Origin of the sequence: Paracoccus sp. Arc7-R13 (assembly GCF_004010775.1) — a bacterium.
In the GTDB taxonomy this organism is placed as follows: domain Bacteria; phylum Pseudomonadota; class Alphaproteobacteria; order Rhodobacterales; family Rhodobacteraceae; genus Paracoccus; species Paracoccus marcusii.
On sequence record NZ_CP034810.1, the window covers coordinates 922,341 to 939,108 of the forward strand.

The 16,768-nt window shown below is 65.3% G+C and carries 16 protein-coding genes, 1 tRNA gene and 1 pseudogene; 14 read left to right on the top strand and 4 right to left on the bottom strand.

Annotation, left to right across the window (positions count from 1 at the left end; translation table 11 throughout):
• Positions 1-54: 54 nt before the first annotated feature.
• Positions 55-2,832, bottom strand: a complete 2,778-nt coding sequence (locus tag EOJ32_RS20250) for a hypothetical protein (protein ID WP_205963179.1) — start codon at positions 2,830-2,832, stop codon at positions 55-57.
• Positions 2,833-3,105: 273 nt separating this feature from the next.
• On the opposite strand from EOJ32_RS20250, the gene EOJ32_RS04580 reads away from it, so the two are divergent.
• The 4 genes and pseudogenes from EOJ32_RS04580 to istA form a co-directional block, all read left to right on the top strand.
• Complete coding sequence (locus tag EOJ32_RS04580; protein ID WP_045981067.1) at positions 3,106-3,354, top strand: hypothetical protein; 249 nt, start codon at positions 3,106-3,108, stop codon at positions 3,352-3,354.
• A 170-nt stretch (positions 3,355-3,524) separates the two neighbouring features.
• Complete coding sequence (locus EOJ32_RS20045; protein ID WP_157001307.1) at positions 3,525-3,695, top strand: hypothetical protein; 171 nt, start codon at positions 3,525-3,527, stop codon at positions 3,693-3,695.
• Between the two features lie 630 nt (positions 3,696-4,325).
• Positions 4,326-5,083 (top strand): IS5 family transposase gene (locus EOJ32_RS04585; protein ID WP_127897843.1). Its coding sequence is split into 2 segments (ribosomal slippage): positions 4,326-4,650 and positions 4,650-5,083, totalling 759 coding nucleotides; the frame shifts between segments, so codons are not numbered across the junction.
• Positions 5,080-5,786 (top strand): annotated as a pseudogene (gene istA, locus EOJ32_RS04590) (IS21 family transposase); the annotation flags it as partial. The gene EOJ32_RS04585 and the pseudogene istA, both read left to right, overlap by 4 nt.
• Before the next feature lie 104 nt (positions 5,787-5,890).
• Here istA and mobC read toward each other — a convergent pair.
• The 3 genes from mobC to EOJ32_RS04605 all read right to left on the bottom strand — a co-directional run bounded on the left by mobC (position 5,891) and on the right by EOJ32_RS04605 (position 7,409).
• Positions 5,891-6,166, bottom strand: coding sequence for a plasmid mobilization relaxosome protein MobC (gene mobC / locus EOJ32_RS04595; RefSeq protein WP_127897844.1), 276 nt, complete (start codon positions 6,164-6,166; stop codon positions 5,891-5,893).
• Positions 6,167-6,307: 141 nt separating this feature from the next.
• On the bottom strand, positions 6,308-7,174 hold the full coding sequence (locus tag EOJ32_RS04600; RefSeq protein WP_127897845.1) for a hypothetical protein: 867 nt from the start codon (positions 7,172-7,174) through the stop codon (positions 6,308-6,310).
• A 158-nt stretch (positions 7,175-7,332) separates the two neighbouring features.
• Positions 7,333-7,409: transfer RNA gene (locus EOJ32_RS04605), tRNA-Arg, on the bottom strand.
• A 110-nt stretch (positions 7,410-7,519) separates the two neighbouring features.
• On the opposite strand from EOJ32_RS04605, the gene EOJ32_RS04610 reads away from it, so the two are divergent.
• The 10 genes from EOJ32_RS04610 (at position 7,520) to EOJ32_RS04655 (ending at position 16,735) form a co-directional block, all read left to right on the top strand.
• Positions 7,520-8,545, top strand: coding sequence for a LacI family DNA-binding transcriptional regulator (locus EOJ32_RS04610; protein ID WP_045981069.1), 1,026 nt, complete (start codon positions 7,520-7,522; stop codon positions 8,543-8,545).
• A 44-nt stretch (positions 8,546-8,589) separates the two neighbouring features.
• Positions 8,590-9,399, top strand: coding sequence for a S49 family peptidase (locus tag EOJ32_RS04615; RefSeq protein WP_045981110.1), 810 nt, complete (start codon positions 8,590-8,592; stop codon positions 9,397-9,399).
• A gap of 105 nt (positions 9,400-9,504) precedes the next feature.
• The gene (locus EOJ32_RS04620) at positions 9,505-10,437 is read left to right on the top strand and encodes a calcium/sodium antiporter (RefSeq protein ID WP_045981070.1); all 933 of its coding nucleotides are present in this window, start codon (positions 9,505-9,507) and stop codon (positions 10,435-10,437) included.
• Between the two features lie 47 nt (positions 10,438-10,484).
• Positions 10,485-11,213 (top strand): SDR family oxidoreductase, encoded by a 729-nt coding sequence (locus EOJ32_RS04625; RefSeq protein WP_240542535.1) that lies wholly within the window; start codon positions 10,485-10,487, stop codon positions 11,211-11,213.
• Positions 11,214-11,513: 300 nt separating this feature from the next.
• Entirely contained in the window at positions 11,514-13,364 is a 1,851-nt protein-coding gene (gene uvrC / locus EOJ32_RS04630) for an excinuclease ABC subunit UvrC (RefSeq protein WP_127897847.1), read from the top strand.
• Between the two features lie 74 nt (positions 13,365-13,438).
• Positions 13,439-14,071 carry a CDP-diacylglycerol--glycerol-3-phosphate 3-phosphatidyltransferase gene (gene pgsA, locus EOJ32_RS04635; RefSeq protein ID WP_045981072.1) on the top strand — a complete coding sequence of 211 codons (633 nt, stop codon included), beginning with the start codon at positions 13,439-13,441 and terminating at the stop codon, positions 14,069-14,071.
• Complete coding sequence (moaD, locus tag EOJ32_RS04640) at positions 14,061-14,312, top strand: molybdopterin converting factor subunit 1 (protein ID WP_127897848.1); 252 nt, start codon at positions 14,061-14,063, stop codon at positions 14,310-14,312. The genes pgsA and moaD overlap by 11 nt, the downstream gene beginning before the upstream one ends.
• A complete protein-coding gene (locus EOJ32_RS04645; protein WP_127897849.1) occupies positions 14,312-14,746 on the top strand; it encodes a molybdenum cofactor biosynthesis protein MoaE in 435 nt (144 codons plus the stop codon). Before moaD ends, EOJ32_RS04645 begins: the two co-directional genes overlap by 1 nt.
• Positions 14,747-14,786: 40 nt before the next feature.
• Positions 14,787-15,293: a hypothetical protein gene (locus EOJ32_RS04650; RefSeq protein ID WP_045981075.1), complete on the top strand. Its 507-nt coding sequence runs from the start codon at positions 14,787-14,789 to the stop codon at positions 15,291-15,293.
• 71 nt (positions 15,294-15,364) lie between these two features.
• Positions 15,365-16,735, top strand: a complete 1,371-nt coding sequence (locus tag EOJ32_RS04655) for a glutamate--cysteine ligase (protein ID WP_127897850.1) — start codon at positions 15,365-15,367, stop codon at positions 16,733-16,735.
• Positions 16,736-16,768: the final 33 nt, after the last annotated feature.

A 16,768-nucleotide genomic window follows, 5' to 3' on the forward strand; every position in this document is an offset into this window, starting at 1 on the left:
TAGACCATGCCCCGCACGATGGCGGGGCATGGTTCATTCCTTGGCGTCTGACCGTCAGGGCATCGTGGGCAGGGCAAAGCCGTGGATGGTCATCCGGCTTTCGCGGGCATAGTCCTCGGTGGTCCAGCCGGCCCAGGCGGCATGACGTTCGATCGTCGTCAGCGTCGCCATTCTCGTCGTGAGGTCCCAGATGAAGCCGGACGCCATGTCGGCATGGCGCACCGTCTCGAACACCTTGCCGTCGATCGAGAACACGCAGCGGTCGGCGGACAGCTCGAACTCCAGGCGCTGCGGCACGCCCGGCTTGAACTCGCCCAGCGCCAGCGTGCGGCGGTCGGACGATGCACGGCCACCCCCGGTGCGGGGCATGTGGACGGCCGGCGCCCAGCCGATCACACCGTTGCGCTTGACCAGTTCGAAATCAAGCTCCTTGCCGTTGTCCGCGTGGGTGAAGAAGGCATTGACGGCGCTGCTGGTGTGGCTGGTGACCACCGCGCCCCACTTGCCGATGGCGGCGGATGGGCGGTTCAGCTGCATCGCACCGTTCCGCCACTGGCCCCCCTCCATCGCTGCGCTGATCGAGACGGACTTGTCGGTGTTGTAGGTGACGCGGGCCGGCGTGCCCAGGCTGCCGCCCACGCCGTTGCCCCGGTCGCCCCCGGCCCAGTTCGGCAGGAAGATGTTGATGCCCCCCGCGCTGCTCCAGTCAAAGGACAGCGCGCGGTCGATGGTAAAGTCCTGAACGGCGCGATAGCCCGTGGGCAGCAGCGCCGCGACCGGCGCGGGCTGGACAGGTGCCGGCTGCACGGGTGCAGGCTGGACCGGCGCAGGAGCCGGGGTGACGGGCGCGGGTTGTGCTGGAGTCGGCGCGGGGGTCGGCGCGGGGGTAGGCGTCGGCGTGACCGGTGCGGGCGTAACCGGTGCCGGCTGAACGGGTGCGGGCGTCACGACCGGCTGCGCAGCCAGATAGGCTTGCAGGTCCGTGGTCGTGGCCAGCAGGGCCGCCAAGACGTCGGTCAGTTTCTTGCGATCGCTCATGTTCGGTTCCTGGGGCGTCGGAGTCGGGGTGGGATTAGGCGTCGGGGTCGGCGTTGGCGTTGGCGTTGGAGTAGGAGTTGGCGTTGGTGTCGGCGTCGGGGTTGGAGTGGGTGTAGGCGCCGGGGTCGGCGTAGGAGTAGGAGTAGGAGTCGGCGTGGGTGTCGGTGTCGGAGTGGGAGTAGGTGCCGGAGTAGGAGTAGGTGCCGGAGTAGGAGTCGGAGTGGGCGTCGGGACCACCACTGGTTCCATCAGCGCCGCGACCGCGGTCCAGGCCGGGTTGCGGTCGCCCAACCAGCGCTGCAGGCCGTGGCAGACATTCGCGTCCGGCAACCGGCATTCGACCGACATCGCCATCGGCCCGTCGAACCCTTGGGTCCGCAGCGCGGCGATGGTGGCGGCATAGACCGCGCCCATCTGCGCACTGACCGAGAACGCATGCAGGAACGCCCGCGTGGCGGTAGTGCCACCGACACCGTTCAGATGGTTGCCGACCTCGTAGGCGCCCAGCTCCATACCATACTTCGTCGCCTCGGTGCGGTAATGGCGCCACTTGGGGGTCAGCGCCCTGACGGTACGATCGGCCGCCCAGTTCGCGCCCGTCAGCATCTGGTCGCGCATCCGGTCGAATGCCGCGCTTTGCGACAGGGTCGTGCGCCAGCCGTCGATCTGGGCCACGCGCGCGCCATAGGCCATGCCGCCGTCAACCTGGGCATGCACGGTCAGCATGTCGATCACCGAATGCGGCGCGACATAGGTCGGCAGCCCGCGTGTCCCGCTGCGGTCCCGCCACAGCGGGGCGACCAGGATGTCGGCCTCGCCGCCGACCCAATCGGCCTGGTGCTGGACCACGGTGTGCAGCCGGGTGTCGTTGCCCCAGACCGCGCGCCAGGCCTGCGCCATCTGGGTGGCGCGCATGCCGTACCAGTTGCGGAACTCGGACCCCGTGGCGGTGCCAAAGGCCAGGCGGCCCTGCTCGGCGCAGTAATGCGCCTGGGGCGTGCCAGAAAAGTCCCAGGTCTTGGTGCTGTATTCGACATAGACGTGCCGCGGCGCGGGCATCAGCGTCCGGATCAGCGTGGCACACTGGCGGAAATGATCATCGGTGGCCGCGGTCGGAAGGCACAGCCACATGTCCGCGCCGACCTGGTTGCACAGCGCGGCCATCCACTCGTAGGGCACGAAGCGGTGAAAGATCTCGTCGGTCGGCAGGGCGCGGCTGGCCCAGTTGGTGATCCGCAGACCACCCTGGTCCGCGCTGGTCAGGATGCCGACCCATTCGTCGAACCGCAGCGCGCCAAAGCCGCGCACCGTGTCCAGATACTGGCTGCGAAAGATCGCGCCGCGGTCGGCGTCGGGCCAGTCGTCCCGGTGGTTCAGGCGGATGTTGCGGATCTGCCCGCCGGCAGGGTCAATGGTCCGGACGATGATGTCGACCCAGCTGGACCCGTTCGCGGTGAAGTCGAAATAGATTTCGTTCGGCAGGGACCGGTTGATGTTCGTGCCGCCGATGACGTCGATCGTGCAGGTCCCCTGCCAGCGCAGGCGCCACCGGCCGGTCCCGCCGGCCTGGGCCGGCATGTTGTGGAAGACGCGGGTCCGAAAGCCCCCCGAGTTCGGCGGGATCGAGATCAGCCGCCCACCGGCGGTCATGTGCCCTGCGGCCACCAGCGCGTCCCATTGCAGGCCGCCCCGGTCCGACTGCCACGACCAGGCCTGCTTGAACGCGTTGACGAATGGGCGGGAGCTTTCGCTGTTGATGACCCCGAGGCGGGCCGCGATCTTTCCGGTCGGCATGGTGACGTCTCCGATCTGCGCTGTTTGCAGGGCTCGTTACACAGCCTTTGCGGTAATACTTCCTTAACCATGCGGGCGTTGCCTGTGCCGAGTCGCCGGCAACGGATCCGCAACGGTCAAGGGGAGGACCGGGCGCTGTACGGTCGCGCGTCGCGCCAGCCTCCGCACGGCCAAGCGAACGTTGCGGTACCTGCCGGGCGGATCGCGGACCCATTCCCGCCATCGCGCGTTCGGATGAGGGCTGCACATAAGCAGGCCGACAAGGAGTTAACGATGACCCATGCAACACTGACCCTGGAAGACGGCCCCGAACTGTCGGGAGAGATCGTCGATACCGGTGGCGATTACATCCGGATCCGCACCACGACCGAGATGACGCAGGATCAGCTGGCACAATATGCCGAAGGCCTGATCGAGATCGACGGCAAGATGCAAAAGGTGATGCTGGAAAGCGCGATCCCGCTTCCCGATGACGAGGAGGTCATCGAACTGACAATGCGCCGCTTCACGCCGTCGGCCTAACGGCGGAAGATGGGGCGCCATTTCGACTAATGCGCAAGATGTCGCAGGGTCACAGATACCTTACTTGCCGGCATCCGTCGAAGCGTGGTGAATGCATTCCGTGCAAATTGTTAATGATCGATCCTTTACACCCCGCCACGTGATTTGACGCAGCAACTGGAGAGATATCGTTGGCCCGACTGTTTACCGAGGATGAATTGCGCCTGATCGATGACGCGCTGTCGTCCTATCAGCACAACAGCGCCTATCGCACGGTCCGCGCAAAGGTTGCAGCGCTTGTGGCGGAAGATCAGCGCGACCGGATAGTCGTGATCCCCCTACCCAAGGTTCGGCATCCCTGATCATGCTATGCCAGCGTACATTGAGCCCTGCTGAAATATACTGCGCAATACATTCAGTGGGAACTTGTGGAGGGTAATTGTATGACGGCAACGCACCGGGCGATAGGATTGAAAATAGCAGCTTTTAAATAATAAACGTGAATTAATAAATTTTTCGATTCTCACTTATATATTTATTTGTAAAAATTTTAAATCCGCTTTAGCTATATTTTTATAGAATTGCTGATCATCGCGGCTTTGCTTGGCAATAAATTTTTAAAGCCATTTATCTCTTTTTGAACAATTAATAATTATTCTTGATGCGATGTGATTTTTAAGTATCTTGACATTAAAATTCATGATTAGCTAACTGGACGACGCAATGCTTAATATCCAAGTTGGCGCTGCTAATCTATTTAAGTATAATGATTTATGCATGGTTTGTCATAGATTATGTTGGTGCGTGCTATTTAAGGGATTCCTCGCCTTGATGGTAATGTGTGGCGCTGTGTCGATTGTAAGGCTTAAGTTTCCTCCTTGTCGCTGTGGATTGGAAATCAGGCTTTGCTTTCGCGCGTATACTGCATAGGCTCCAGACCCATTGATTTCAGGCGTTTGGCATGATTCAGGCTCCGCCAGGAGACCTGATCGATGAGCAATCTTTACTGGCTGAGCGATGCCCAGATGGAACGCCTGAAGCCGTTTTTTCCCAAGAGTCATGGCAAGCCCCGCGTCGATGATCGCCGCGTTCTCAGCGGCATAATCTTCATCAACCGCAATGGGTTGCGGTGGTGTGATGCGCCGAAGGAATATGGGCCCGCCAAGACCCTCTACAACCGTTGGAAGCGCTGGAGTGACAACGGGGTCTTCGCCCGGATCATGGTCGGCCTGGCCGCTGAGAGCGCCGATCACAAGACGATCATGATCGATGCGACCTATCTCAAGGCACACCGCACGGCGTCGAGCCTGTGCGTGAAAAAGGGGGGCGCGCACGCCAAATCGGGCGGACAAAAGGCGGCATGAACACCAAACTGCACGCCGTTGCCGATGCCACGGGGCGGCCGATCGGGTTCTTCATGTCGGCCGGCCAGGTCAGCGACTACACAGGCGCAGCGGCTCTTCTGGGCAGTCTGCCGAAGGCGGGTTGGCTGCTGGCTGACAGGGGCTACGACGCTGATTGGTTCAGAGAAGCGTTGAAAGACAAGGGGATAAAGGTCTGCATCCCCGGTCGAAAGTCCCGCAGGAAGGCCGTCAAATACGACAAGCGGCGCTACAAACGGCGCAACCGCATCGAGATCATGTTCGGCCGTCTGAAGGATTGGCGGCGCGTCGCCACCCGATACGACCGCTGCCCGGAAACCTTCTTCTCCGCGATCATGCTCGCCGCAACCGTCTTGTTCTGGCTGTGAAATTCAATGAGTCTGGACCCTACAACCGCGTGGCCGCCTTTTCGCGGGACTGGCGCGCGGACCGTCAGCGTGAGCAGCAGACGGCAGGACGGGGGACCTTTGTCCCCTTGTCCTTCAGTCCGGGCGAGGCCTTCCAGTTCGACTGGAGCGACGACTTCGCCATTTTGGGTGGAGAGCGTGACCCATGCTTCAGATGGCCCACATCAAGCTGTCGCACAGCCGGGCCTTTTTGCTGCGCGCCTATCTGCTGCAGACCCACGAGATGCTGTTTGACGCCCACTGGCACGGGTTCCGGGTTTTTGGTGGCGTGCCTGCCCGGGGCATCTACGACAACATGAAGACGGCAGTGGATCGTGTCGGCCGCGGCAAGGAACGAGAGGTCAACATGCGCTTCCTCGCCATGACGAACCACTACGTCTTCGAGCCCGAGTTCTGCAATCCGGCAGCGGGTTGGGAGAAAGGGCAGGTCGAGAAGAACGTGCGGGACTCCCGTCACCAGTTGCTTCATGGAATGCCTGACTTCGCAGACCTCGCCGCGTTGAATGTCTGGCTGGAACAGCATTGTCTGGAGCTGTGGAAAAGCACGGCGCATGGGACGCGGCCTGGCACGATCGCTGATATCTGGGCCGAAGAACGGGCTGCCTTGATGCCGTTGCCGGTGGCCTTTGACGGCTTCATCGAGCTGAGCAAGCGCGTCTCGCCCATCGCGGCGCAGATCGCGGTTGTCGTCATAGGCCAGCACCTCGGTCGCGGTCAGATATCCGACCGGCGCCGCCCCCCCGCCTTTGCCGTTAGCGAAGAACTGAATCAGCATGGCCGCGCCTCCCGCAGCAGACGGCCCAGCTCGCGCTCGATGCCGACGAGGTGCCGGGCGACCAGAACCACGTCAAAGCCCGCAATGGCGCCCGAGAGGGCGTTGCGGTTCAAGACGCGGGCGATCTGGTTGAGGTTGCCGCCGATCCGGCCCAGCTCGCGGATCAGGACAGGATCGGCCTTCGGCACCGGCTTGCGGCGTCGGGCGTCGGTGAGGCCCAGCGCCTCGCGCAACAGGGTCGCGGCAGGCACCCCGGCCAGCGCGGGCATGGCCCGTGCCGGTGGGGTTCGAAGGGGAGGCTCGCCGCCCCTCGCAAGGCTCCCGGTCAGAAGCGCCAGCGTATGACAGGGGTCGCCTTGCTCTTAGCTTAAACGACGTGGCAGTTTGCACGGATTTGGACGCTTTTCGTGTCATGGCCGCAAACCCGCAGCAACCAGTTCCTCGATAGTCACAACGCCACGGGCGATTAGCATCTGGCGCTGTGCCTTGGTGATATGACGACACAGGGCGCTGCGGCTTTTCACCCACCCCGCCATGCGAGCACGTTGCTCATCCAGGCTGGCTTCTGCATCGGCTTTGGACACGGTGTCCTGGATACGCCGGGTCTCGATGCTTGCTCGCCAGCGCTCCTGTCGAAACCAGTTATCCGCGAAGCTGACCTTCGAGCGGGTGAACCCAGATGTTTCCTGGGCATAGGACTGCGCGGCGTACCTAATCTCGGCAGGTTGAAAGCCGGTCGCTAAAGCTGCACGGAAGTATTCGATGCAGGCAGGCTTTCCCCGGCGGCGATCCTCCGGGAACGCGACCCAGACCTTTTCAAAATCATCTTCAGCCTCCTTCACACCTATGCGCGTAGGAGGTTCTTGGATGGTTGTAGGGTGATTTGGGGTCCACGGTGGCCCCGGTACCCCGGCCACGGTGGACCCCGTAGCGCGGCCACAGCGAACGGGGTTCACTGTGACCCCCGCCTTCGAAGAAAGTTCAGCGGACGACTCTAGCGCATGCACCCGTGCCAGCACTATCGAGTAAACTACGGTAAATCCGTTCTTACAGGGACGCCGGCCGGTTTCGACAAGGATGCCCTCATTTATGAAATCGCTAATGGTTCGCTTAACTGTGCTTTCGCCAAGCTCGGTGTGACGCTGAATTGTTCCTTTTGAGCACCAGATCCCCGAACCATCATCGCTAGCCTTGTTGGCTAGGAACATGATGATCTGCTTGCGCGCTGCGCTGCCAAATCGCCGGTCGGCGCATGCGTTCTCTACGCGCCAACTCATGACTGAGCCTCGCTCGGGTTATCTTCCCTTCGTCTAGACTGTACGGGGTTTGTACAGAACCCCGTCGCATCAGGCCTGATTTTTTGCGCAATCGAACGTGCGGTTTTGCACGGTGCTGTATAGCACCATGAAAAAACCCTATATTTTACAGGTAATTTTGGTGACCCCGACAGGACTCGAACCTGTAACCTGCCCCTTAGGAGGGGGCTGCTCTATCCAGTTGAGCCACGGGGCCTGCCGGGCATGCATACTCAAATCGGGGGGCGCTTGGCAAGCGGCGGCAGGGGCGGTTGTGGGCGGGTCTGTCCTTCGCTAACATCGGCTATCCACAGATCGGAACGCCCCATGCTGCCCATTCGACCGCGCCGCCCCCTGACCCTCAGAGACGTCTCCGAGGCGTCGGGCGTCTCGGAGATGACCGTCAGCCGGGTCTTGCGCAACCGGGGCGACGTGTCGGCGGCCACGCGTGAAAAGGTGCTGACCGCGGCCAAGACGCTTGGCTATGTTCCCAACAAGATCGCGGGCGGACTGGCCAGCCAGCGGGTCAACCTGGTCGCCGTGGTCATCCCGTCGCTGTCGAACCTGGTCTTTCCCGACGTGTTGGGCGGCATTTCGGCGGAGCTGGACGATACCGGCCTGCAGCCGGTGATCGGTGTCACCAACTATTCTCCCGCGCGCGAGGAGATGGTGCTGTACGACATGCTGTCCTGGCGGCCTTCGGGCGTGATCCTGGCGGGGCTGGAGCACAGCAAGGCGGCGCGCGCGATGCTGCAGAATTCCGGCCTTCCGGTGGTCGAGATCATGGATGTCGACGGCGAGGGGATCGACACGCTGGTCGGCATCTCTCATATCCGCGCCGGGCGCGAAATGGCCGACCGTATCCTGGCGGCGGGCTATCGCCGCATCGGTTTCGTGGGCACCCACATGCCCGAGGATCACCGCGCCCGCAAACGCCTGCTGGGCTTCGAGGAAGGGCTCGCCGCCGCCGGCGTCCAGCTGGAGGCGCGCGAGTACTATCAGGGCGGATCGTCCCTGCTGAAGGGGCGCGAGCTGACCGAGCGCATCCTGACGCGCGCGCCGGACCTGGATTTCCTGTATTTCTCGAACGACATGATCGGGGCAGGGGGGCTGCTGCACTGCATCGACCGCGGCTATGACGTGCCCGGCAGGCTGGGGCTGGCGGGGTTCAACGGGGTCGACCTGCTGGACGGGCTGCCGATGCGCCTGGCCACCACGGATGCGCGGCGCGTCGATGTCGGGCGGCGCGCGGCGCGGCTGGTGTCGGGCAAGGACGCGGCGCCCGACAACCGCATCATCGCGCTGACCCCGACCTTTCTGCCCGGCGACACGATCCGCGACATCCCCGCCTGACGTCCCGCCTTGTGGGCCGCCCCCGCGCGGCCTATCTGTGGGCGATGCGTATTCCCGTCGTCTCCCGCCTGCTGTCCCGCAAGCCCCGCGTCGCGGTCATCCGCCTGTCCGGCACCATCGGTGGTGCGGGGCGCGGCGGCGGCCTGAACGATGCGGCCCTTGCCCCCGTGATCGAACGCGCGTTCCGGCGCGGCAAGCCCCTGGCCGTGGCGCTGATCATCAATTCGCCGGGCGGGTCGCCCGTGCAGTCGTCGCTGATCGCGGCGCGCATCCGCAGGCTGGCGGATGAGACCGACATCCCCGTCCATGCCTTCGTCGAGGACGTGGCCGCATCGGGCGGCTATTGGCTGGCCTGCGCGGCCGACGACATCTGGGCGGACGAAAGCTCGATCCTTGGGTCGATCGGGGTGATCTCGGCCGGGTTCGGGTTCGACCAGCTGATCCAGCGATGGGGCATCGAACGCCGCGTCCACACGGCCGGCACGTCGAAATCGACGCTGGACCCGTTCCGCCCGCAGGATCCCGACGACGTGGCCCGCCTGCACGCGATCCTCGAACCGATCCACCAGGCGTTCAAGGACCATGTCCGCGCCCGTCGCGGCACCCGCCTGAACGCCGAACGCGACCTGTTTACCGGAGAGTTCTGGGCAGGGCTGGAATCCGTGCGCCTGGGGCTGGCCGACGGCATCGCCCATCCGGTCCCGCGGCTCAAGGCGCTGTACGGCGACAAGATCCGCTTCGAGGTGCACGGCATGCGCCGGCCGCTGCTGCGCCGCCTTGGCCTGTCCGCCGACCTTCTGATGGACGCGGCCGAGGATCGCGCCGCATTCCAGCGTTTCGGCACCCGCGGATGATGCTGCGCATCGTCCTCCTGTTCCTGCTGGTCATGGTCGTCGTCGCGCTGCTGCGCGGCCCGGCCCTGCGCCGTTTTCTGAAGAAATTTCTGGGGATCGACCATCGTGATCGTTGAGCTGCTGCTGGTGCTGGGCGGACTGGCCCTGTTGGTTCTGGGGGGCGACCTGCTGGTCAAGGGCGCCGTCGGACTGTCGCTGAAACTGGGCATGACGCCCCTGGTCGTGGGCCTGACCGTCGTGGCCTTCGGCACATCGGCGCCCGAGCTGCTGGTGTCGCTGTCGGCGGCGCTGAAGGGGTCCAGCGGCATCGCCATGGGCAATGTCGTGGGTTCTAACATCGCCAACGTGCTGGTGATCCTGGGCGTGACCGCGCTGGTGTCTGTGATCGTCACCAAGGGGCACGACCTGCGCGAAAGCTGGGGGATGATGATCGCGGCCTCGCTGCTGTTGATCGGCATCGCCCTGACCGGAGAGATCGGGCGCCTTGAGGGCGTGATCCTGCTGCTGGCGCTGGCCGCGGTCCTGTGGCGGCAGCTGTCCACTGGCCGCGCCGAGGAGACGCAGGCCGACGGCGTGGACGGCGCGACCCTGGGCGCGGGCTGGGGGCGCATCGCGGTCTGGCTGGGGCTGGGCCTGGTGCTGCTGCCGGTCGGGGCGAACCTGCTGGTCAATGGCGCGACCGACATCGCCCGCGCCTTCGGCATCAGCGAGACCGTGATCGGCCTGACGCTGGTCGCGATCGGCACGTCGCTGCCGGAACTGGCGGCCTCGGTCGCATCCGCGCTGAAGGGTCGGGCGGACATGGCGCTTGGCAATGTGGTCGGCTCGAACATCTTCAACATCCTGGCCATCCTGGGGATCACCGCGGTCATCTCTCCGCTGCCCATCCCGCCCGAAATGCTGCGGCTGGACCTGTGGGTGATGCTGGGCGCGGCCCTGCTGCTGTTCCCGTTCCTGTTCCGCGGCATCAGCCTGACGCGGCCGGTGGGAGCGTTGTTCGTGGCGGGCTATGCCGCCTATGCCTGGGTGCTGCTGTGACGGGCGTCGCGCTGGTCACGGGGGCGGCCCGCCGCCTTGGCCGCGCGATGACGCTGGAACTGGCGCGGCGCGGCCATGACGTGGCGATCCACTATGCCGGCTCGGCCGACGATGCCGAGCGCACGGCTGCTGATGCACGCGCCCTGGGCGTCCGGGCGCAGACCTTCCAGGTCGACCTGCTGGACGCCGATGCGACCGCCGCGCTGGTCCCGGACGTCGCATCAGCGATGGGGTCGCTGACCGTGCTGGTCAACAACGCCTCGATCTTCGAATACGACACGATGCGCAGCGCGACGATGCAGGGCTGGGACCGGCACCTGGGGTCGAACCTTCGCGCGCCCTTCCAGCTGGTGCAGGCCTTTGCCGCGCAATGCCCCAAGGCGCGCCCGGACGAGAACGGCGAGCCTCAGGCCGCGGGCCTGGTGGTGAACATGGTCGATCAACGGGTGCTGAAGCCCACGCCAGAGTTCATGACCTATTCCATCGCCAAGGCCGCGCTGTGGTCGCTGACGCGCACCGCGGCACAGGCCCTTGCGCCCGACATCCGCGTGAACGCCATCGGTCCCGGTCCGACCCTGCAGGGCGCCCGCCAGAGCGACCGCCATTTCGCCGCCCAGAGGGCTGCGACGGTGCTGGGCAGGGGGGCGGATGCGCAGGGGATCACCGACGCCCTGGGGTACTTCCTGGACGCGCGTGCGGTCACCGGACAGCTGATCTGCGTCGATGGCGGACAACATCTGGGGTGGCGCACGCCCGACGTCCTGGGGCCGGAATAGGCCCGATCCGGAACGATCGGATCATTTTGTCCACGGCACCCCGGCAGACCCCTGCAAGATGCGGATTCTGCAAGATTTTTCTGTCCACAACGGGCCTGAATAAAAATTATCAAGCAATAACAACGCCATTGCGATCTGCCTAAAATAAGGGCAACTTCACGGAACTGTAACGATTGCTGGCCCTGCGGGGTCATCCTCACAGCCCACCCACAGAATTATCCACAGATTCCGTGGAAAGCTTCCTTCTTGCCTTCGGTCCCCGGAACTTGCAGCGGGGCCGAGAATCACCAAGTTCACGTCATGACCCAGAAAACCGGCCACGCCCTCATCCAGGATTACCTTCGCACGCTGGACAGCAGTCCCGGCGTCTATCGCATGCTGGATGCCCAGCAGGCGGTTCTTTACGTGGGCAAGGCGCGCGACCTGCGGGCGCGGGTGTCGAACTATGCCCGGCCGTCGGGCCATTCGGGGCGCATCGCGCGGATGATCCGCGAGACGGCCTCGATGATGTTCCTGACCACGAACACCGAGACCGAGGCGCTGCTCTTGGAGCAGAACCTGATCAAGCAGCTCAAGCCGCGTTACAACGTGCTTCTGCGCGACGACAAGTCGTTCCCGAACATCCTGGTGGCCAAGTCCCACGACTATCCCCAGATCAAGAAGCATCGCGGCGCGAAGTCGGAAAAGGGCGACTACTACGGCCCCTTTGCCAGCGCGGGGGCGGTCAACCGCACGCTGACCCAGCTGCAGCGCGTGTTCCTGCTGAGGAACTGCACCGACAGCGTGTTCGAGAGCCGCACACGCCCCTGCCTGCTGTTCCAGATCAAGCGGTGCAGCGCGCCCTGCGTGGGCCGCATCAGCGCGCCCGACTACAACGCGCTGGTCAATGACGCGGAACGGTTCCTGCAGGGCAAGACCACGACCATCCAGTCCGATCTTGCGACCGAGATGGCCCGCGCGGCCGAGAACACGGAGTATGAGCGCGCGGCCGCCCTGCGTGATCGCATCAAGGCGCTGACCGCGGTGCAGTCGGTGCAGGCGATCAACCCCAAGGGCGTGGCCGAGGCCGACATCGTGGCCCTGCACATGGAGGGGGGGCAGGCCTGCGTGCAGGTCTTCTTCATCCGCGGCAATCAAAGCTGGGGGAACCGCGATTTCTATCCGCGCCTTGGCGGGGCCGAGAGCCCGGACGAGGTGATGCAGGCCTTCCTGATGCAGTTCTATGACAACACCCCGCCACCGCGCCAGATCCTGCTGTCCCACCCGCCCGAGGATCCGGACCTGACCGCGGATGTCCTTTCCGAGCGCGCCCGCCGCAAGGTCGACGTGGCCGTTCCCCTGCGCGGCGAGAAGTCCGACCTGGTGACCAACGCGCTGCGCAACGCGCGCGAAAGCCTGGCGCGGCGCATGTCCGAAAGCGCCACCCAGCTGCGCCTGCTGGAGGGGCTGGCCGACGCGTTCGAGCTGCCCAGCCCGCCGCGCCGGATCGAGGTCTATGACAACAGCCACATCATGGGCACCAACGCGGTCGGTGGCATGATCGTCGCCGGGCCGGACGGCTGGATCAAGAACCAGTACCGCAAGTTCAACATCAAGGGCACCGAGATCACTCCCGGCGACGACTTCGGCATGATGAAGGAGGTGCTGACGCGCCGCTTCACCCGTCTGCTGAAGGACGATCCCGACCGCCAGACCGAGGCCTGGCCGGACCTGCTGCTGATCGACGGCGGCGCGGGGCAGGTGTCGGCCGTCCACGAGATCATGGCCGAACTGGGCGTCGAGGACATCCCGATGATCGGCGTCGCCAAGGGCCAGGACCGCGACCATGGCAAGGAGGAGTTCCACCGCCACGGCCAGCGCCCCTTCGCGCTGCGCATGAACGACCCGGTCCTGTACTTCGTCCAGCGCCTGCGCGACGAGGCGCACCGCTGGGCCATCGGCACCCACCGTGCCAAACGCGCGAAATCGCAGATGGCAAACCCCCTGGACGAGATCGCGGGCATCGGCGCGTCGCGCAAGCGCGCCCTGCTGCAGCATTTCGGCAGCGCCAAGGCCGTGGGCCGCGCCGGGCTGACCGATCTGCAGGCGGCGCCGGGCATTTCCGCGGCGATGGCGCAAAAGGTCTATGACCACTTCAACGCCAAGGGATGACAGGTCCGGATCACAGCTTCGCCAGCGGCGCGTTGGCCCTTTCCAACGCCCGCGGCAGGGACTAGCGTGCGGCCATGCGTTGGAACCTTCCGAATATCCTGACCCTTCTGCGTCTGCTGGCGGCCCCCGGGGTCCCGCTGATGTTTCTGTACTTCCACAGGCCCTGGGCCGACTGGGCGGCGCTGGCGCTGTTCATGGGCGCGGCGATCACCGACTGGATCGACGGCTATCTGGCCCGCGCCTGGAAACAGGAAAGCCGCTTTGGCGCCGCGATGGACCCGATCGCGGACAAGGCCATGGTGGTCATCGCGCTGGTGGTCATCACCGGGTATTCCGGGATGAACCCCTGGCTGATCCTGCCGGTGACGATCATCCTGTTCCGCGAGGTCTTCGTGTCCGGCCTGCGCGAATACCTGGGCGACAAGTCGCGCCTGCTGGCGGTGACCAAGCTGGCGAAATGGAAGACGACCCTGCAGATGGTCGCCATCTCGATCCTGTTCCTGGCCACGGGCCTGGCCTATGTCGAACACGGCCTGGCCCCCCGCGTGGGCGAGGTCGGGCTGATCTGGTCGGGCAGCTGGGCGGCGCTTGCCACCTATGCCGGCCTGACGCTGATCTGGATCGCCGCGGCGCTGACGGCCTGGACGGGCTGGGACTATTTCATCAAGGCGCTGCCCTATCTGAAGGATTCCCGTCGTGACGGTTGAGGTCTTGTATTTCGCTTGGCTGCGCGAACGCATCGGCCACCCCCGCGAAACCGTGCAGACGGAGGCCGCGACCCCGCGCGCGCTGATCGCCGAACTGGCCGCACAGTCTGACGGGCACGCCGCGGCCTTTGGCGACATCGCGGCCCTGCGCTGCGCCGTGGACCAGCAGCTGACCGATCTGGACGCGCCCCTGGCCTGCGCCCGAGAGGTCGCGTTCTTCCCGCCGATGACGGGCGGCTGATGAGCGCCCGCGTCCAATCCGACCCCTTCGATCTGGCGTCCGAACTTGCGGGCTTTGGCGCGGGGGCCGGGGCGGTCGTCACTTTCACCGGCATCGTGCGCGACGACGGCGGCATGCTGGACGCGCTCGAGATCGAGCATTACCCCGGCATGACCGAACGCGCGCTGACCGATCACGGCATGACCGCCGCATCGCGCTTTGGGCTGGCCGACTGGCGCATCGTCCATCGCTATGGCCGCATCCCGGTGGGGGGACAGATCATGATGGTCGCCACCGCCGCCCGCCATCGCCGTGCGGCATTCGACGCGGCCGATTTCCTGATGGATTGGCTGAAATCCCGCGCCCCCTTCTGGAAGCGCGAGATCGCACGCGACGGCACCACGGGCTGGGTCGCCGCCCGCCCCGAGGACGAGGACGCGCTGACCCGGTGGTGAACGTCTTCGTCGTCCGAATACCCATGCCCGGCCGCCGCCCGTGATCCGGCCTGACCTGCGCGGCCTGCTGCGCACCCACTCCGAACTGCTGATCTTTGCGGCGCTGGCGCTGGCCGCGCTGTGGGTGGCGTTTTGGGGTGGCTGGTTCTTTGCGGTCCTGGGCGGGGCAGGGGCATTGGTTGCGGGCAGCCTGGCCCTGGGGGCGCTGCGCCGCACGCCGTTTCGTCGCCCCGTCGCCGCCCCCGGCGTGGTCGAGATCGTCGAGGGGGCGATCCGCTATTACGGCGCGACTGACATGGGCGGAGAGATCCCCCTGCGCGACCTGGTCGAGATCCGCCTGTTGCGGCTGGACGGTCATGCGCATTGGCGCCTGCGCAGCCAGTCGGGCGAGGCGTTGCTGATCCCCGCCGACGCGGCGGGGGCCGGGGCGCTGGCCGATGCCTTCACCGCGCTGCCCGGTCTGGACATGGGCGCGGTGTCGGCAGCACTGGCGCAGGTGGCCCGACAGCAGGACGCGATGCGCACCGTTTGGCGGAGGCCGGGCTGAGGCGGCTTGACTTGGCCCGTCCGCGTTGCCACCTGTGACCGACCGGAAACCCTTGAAAGGCCTCATCGTCCATGTCCATTCCCCAGCAGGGCGGAGGCCCCATCGAACATCGTGACCAGCTGGCCGCCTATATCGCCAGCGGCGAGAAGCCGAAGGACGCCTGGCGCATCGGCGTCGAGCACGAGAAATTCGGCTATGACAACGCGCGCAAGATGCCGCTGCCCTATGAGGGTCCCGTGTCGATCACGGCCATGCTGGAGGGGCTGCGCGACCGTTTCAACTGGACCCCGGTCCTGGAGGCCGGCAAGCTGATCGGGCTGGAGCGCGACGGCGCCAATGTCAGCCTGGAGCCCGGCGGCCAGCTGGAACTGTCCGGTGCGCCCCTTGAGACGATCCACCAGACCTGCGACGAGGTGAACGGCCACCTGGCCGAGGTCGAGGCTGTCGCCGCCGATATCGGCGCGGGCTTCATCGGCTTGGGTGCGGCGCCGATCTGGGGCCAGGATGACATGCCGATGATGCCCAAGGGGCGGTATCGGCTGATGACCGACTATATGGGTCGGGTGGGCACGCTTGGCACGCAGATGATGTACCGGACCTGCACGGTGCAGGTGAACCTGGATTTCGCGTCCGAAGCCGACATGGTCCAGAAGATGCGCGTGGCTTTGGCGCTGCAGCCGGTGGCCACGGCGCTGTTCGCCAATTCGCCCTTTCTGGACGGCAAGCCCAACGGGATGAAATCCTGGCGCGCGCATATCTGGCAGAACCTGGATGCGGCGCGGACCGGCATGCTGCCCTTCGTCTTCGAGGAGGGGTTCGGCTATGAGGCCTGGGTGGACTACGTCTTGGACGTGCCTATGTATTTCGTCTATCGCGACGGAAAGTACATCGACGCCCTGGGCCAGAGCTTCCGCGATTTCCTGGAGGGCCGCCTGCCGGCCCTGCCGGGCGAGGTGCCGACGCTGTCGGACTGGGCCGATCACATGACCACCGTGTTCCCCGAGGCGCGCGTCAAGAAGTACATCGAGATGCGCGGGGCCGATGGCGGCCCGTGGCGCAGGCTGTGCGCGCTGCCTGCGCTGTGGGTCGGGCTGACCTATGATCAGGGGGCGCTGGATGCGGCTTGGGACCTGGTCAAGGGATGGGACGCCGAGACCCGCGAGGCGCTGCGCCGGTCGGCGGGCCGCGACGGCCTGCAGGCGCAGGCGGGGGGCGTGAGGATGCACGACCTGGCCCGCGAGGTCCTGGCCATTGCCGAGGGCGGGCTGAAGGCCCGCGCCCGGTCGGGAAACGACGGCCTGGTCCCCGACGAGACGCATTTCCTGAACGCGCTGAAGGAAAGCGTCGACAGCGGCAAGGTCCCCGCCGACGAGTTGCTGGAGAAGTATCGCGGCGCCTGGAACGGCGATCTGACGCGGATCTACGACGAATACTCCTACTGATCGCCGATTGCGTCCCGCGACGTGCCGGGGGGA

Bases quoted from the DNA above. Each gene is read 5' to 3' on its own strand.
- pgsA (WP_045981072.1), top strand. From the start codon at position 13,439: ATGCGTTGGAACCTTCCGAATATCCTGACCCTTCTGCGTCTGCTGGCG.
- EOJ32_RS04625 (WP_240542535.1), top strand. From the start codon at position 10,485: ATGACGCTGGAACTGGCGCGGCGCGGCCATGACGTGGCGATCCACTAT.
- EOJ32_RS04610 (WP_045981069.1), top strand. From the start codon at position 7,520: ATGCTGCCCATTCGACCGCGCCGCCCCCTGACCCTCAGAGACGTCTCC.
- EOJ32_RS04580 (WP_045981067.1), top strand. From the start codon at position 3,106: ATGACCCATGCAACACTGACCCTGGAAGACGGCCCCGAACTGTCGGGA.
- EOJ32_RS04615 (WP_045981110.1), top strand. From the start codon at position 8,590: ATGCGTATTCCCGTCGTCTCCCGCCTGCTGTCCCGCAAGCCCCGCGTC.
- mobC (WP_127897844.1), bottom strand. From the start codon at position 6,166: ATGCCCGCGCTGGCCGGGGTGCCTGCCGCGACCCTGTTGCGCGAGGCG.
- EOJ32_RS04655 (WP_127897850.1), top strand. From the start codon at position 15,365: ATGTCCATTCCCCAGCAGGGCGGAGGCCCCATCGAACATCGTGACCAG.
- EOJ32_RS20250 (WP_205963179.1), bottom strand. From the start codon at position 2,832: ATGCCGACCGGAAAGATCGCGGCCCGCCTCGGGGTCATCAACAGCGAA.
- EOJ32_RS04645 (WP_127897849.1), top strand. From the start codon at position 14,312: ATGAGCGCCCGCGTCCAATCCGACCCCTTCGATCTGGCGTCCGAACTT.
- EOJ32_RS04600 (WP_127897845.1), bottom strand. From the start codon at position 7,174: ATGAGTTGGCGCGTAGAGAACGCATGCGCCGACCGGCGATTTGGCAGC.
- uvrC (WP_127897847.1), top strand. From the start codon at position 11,514: ATGACCCAGAAAACCGGCCACGCCCTCATCCAGGATTACCTTCGCACG.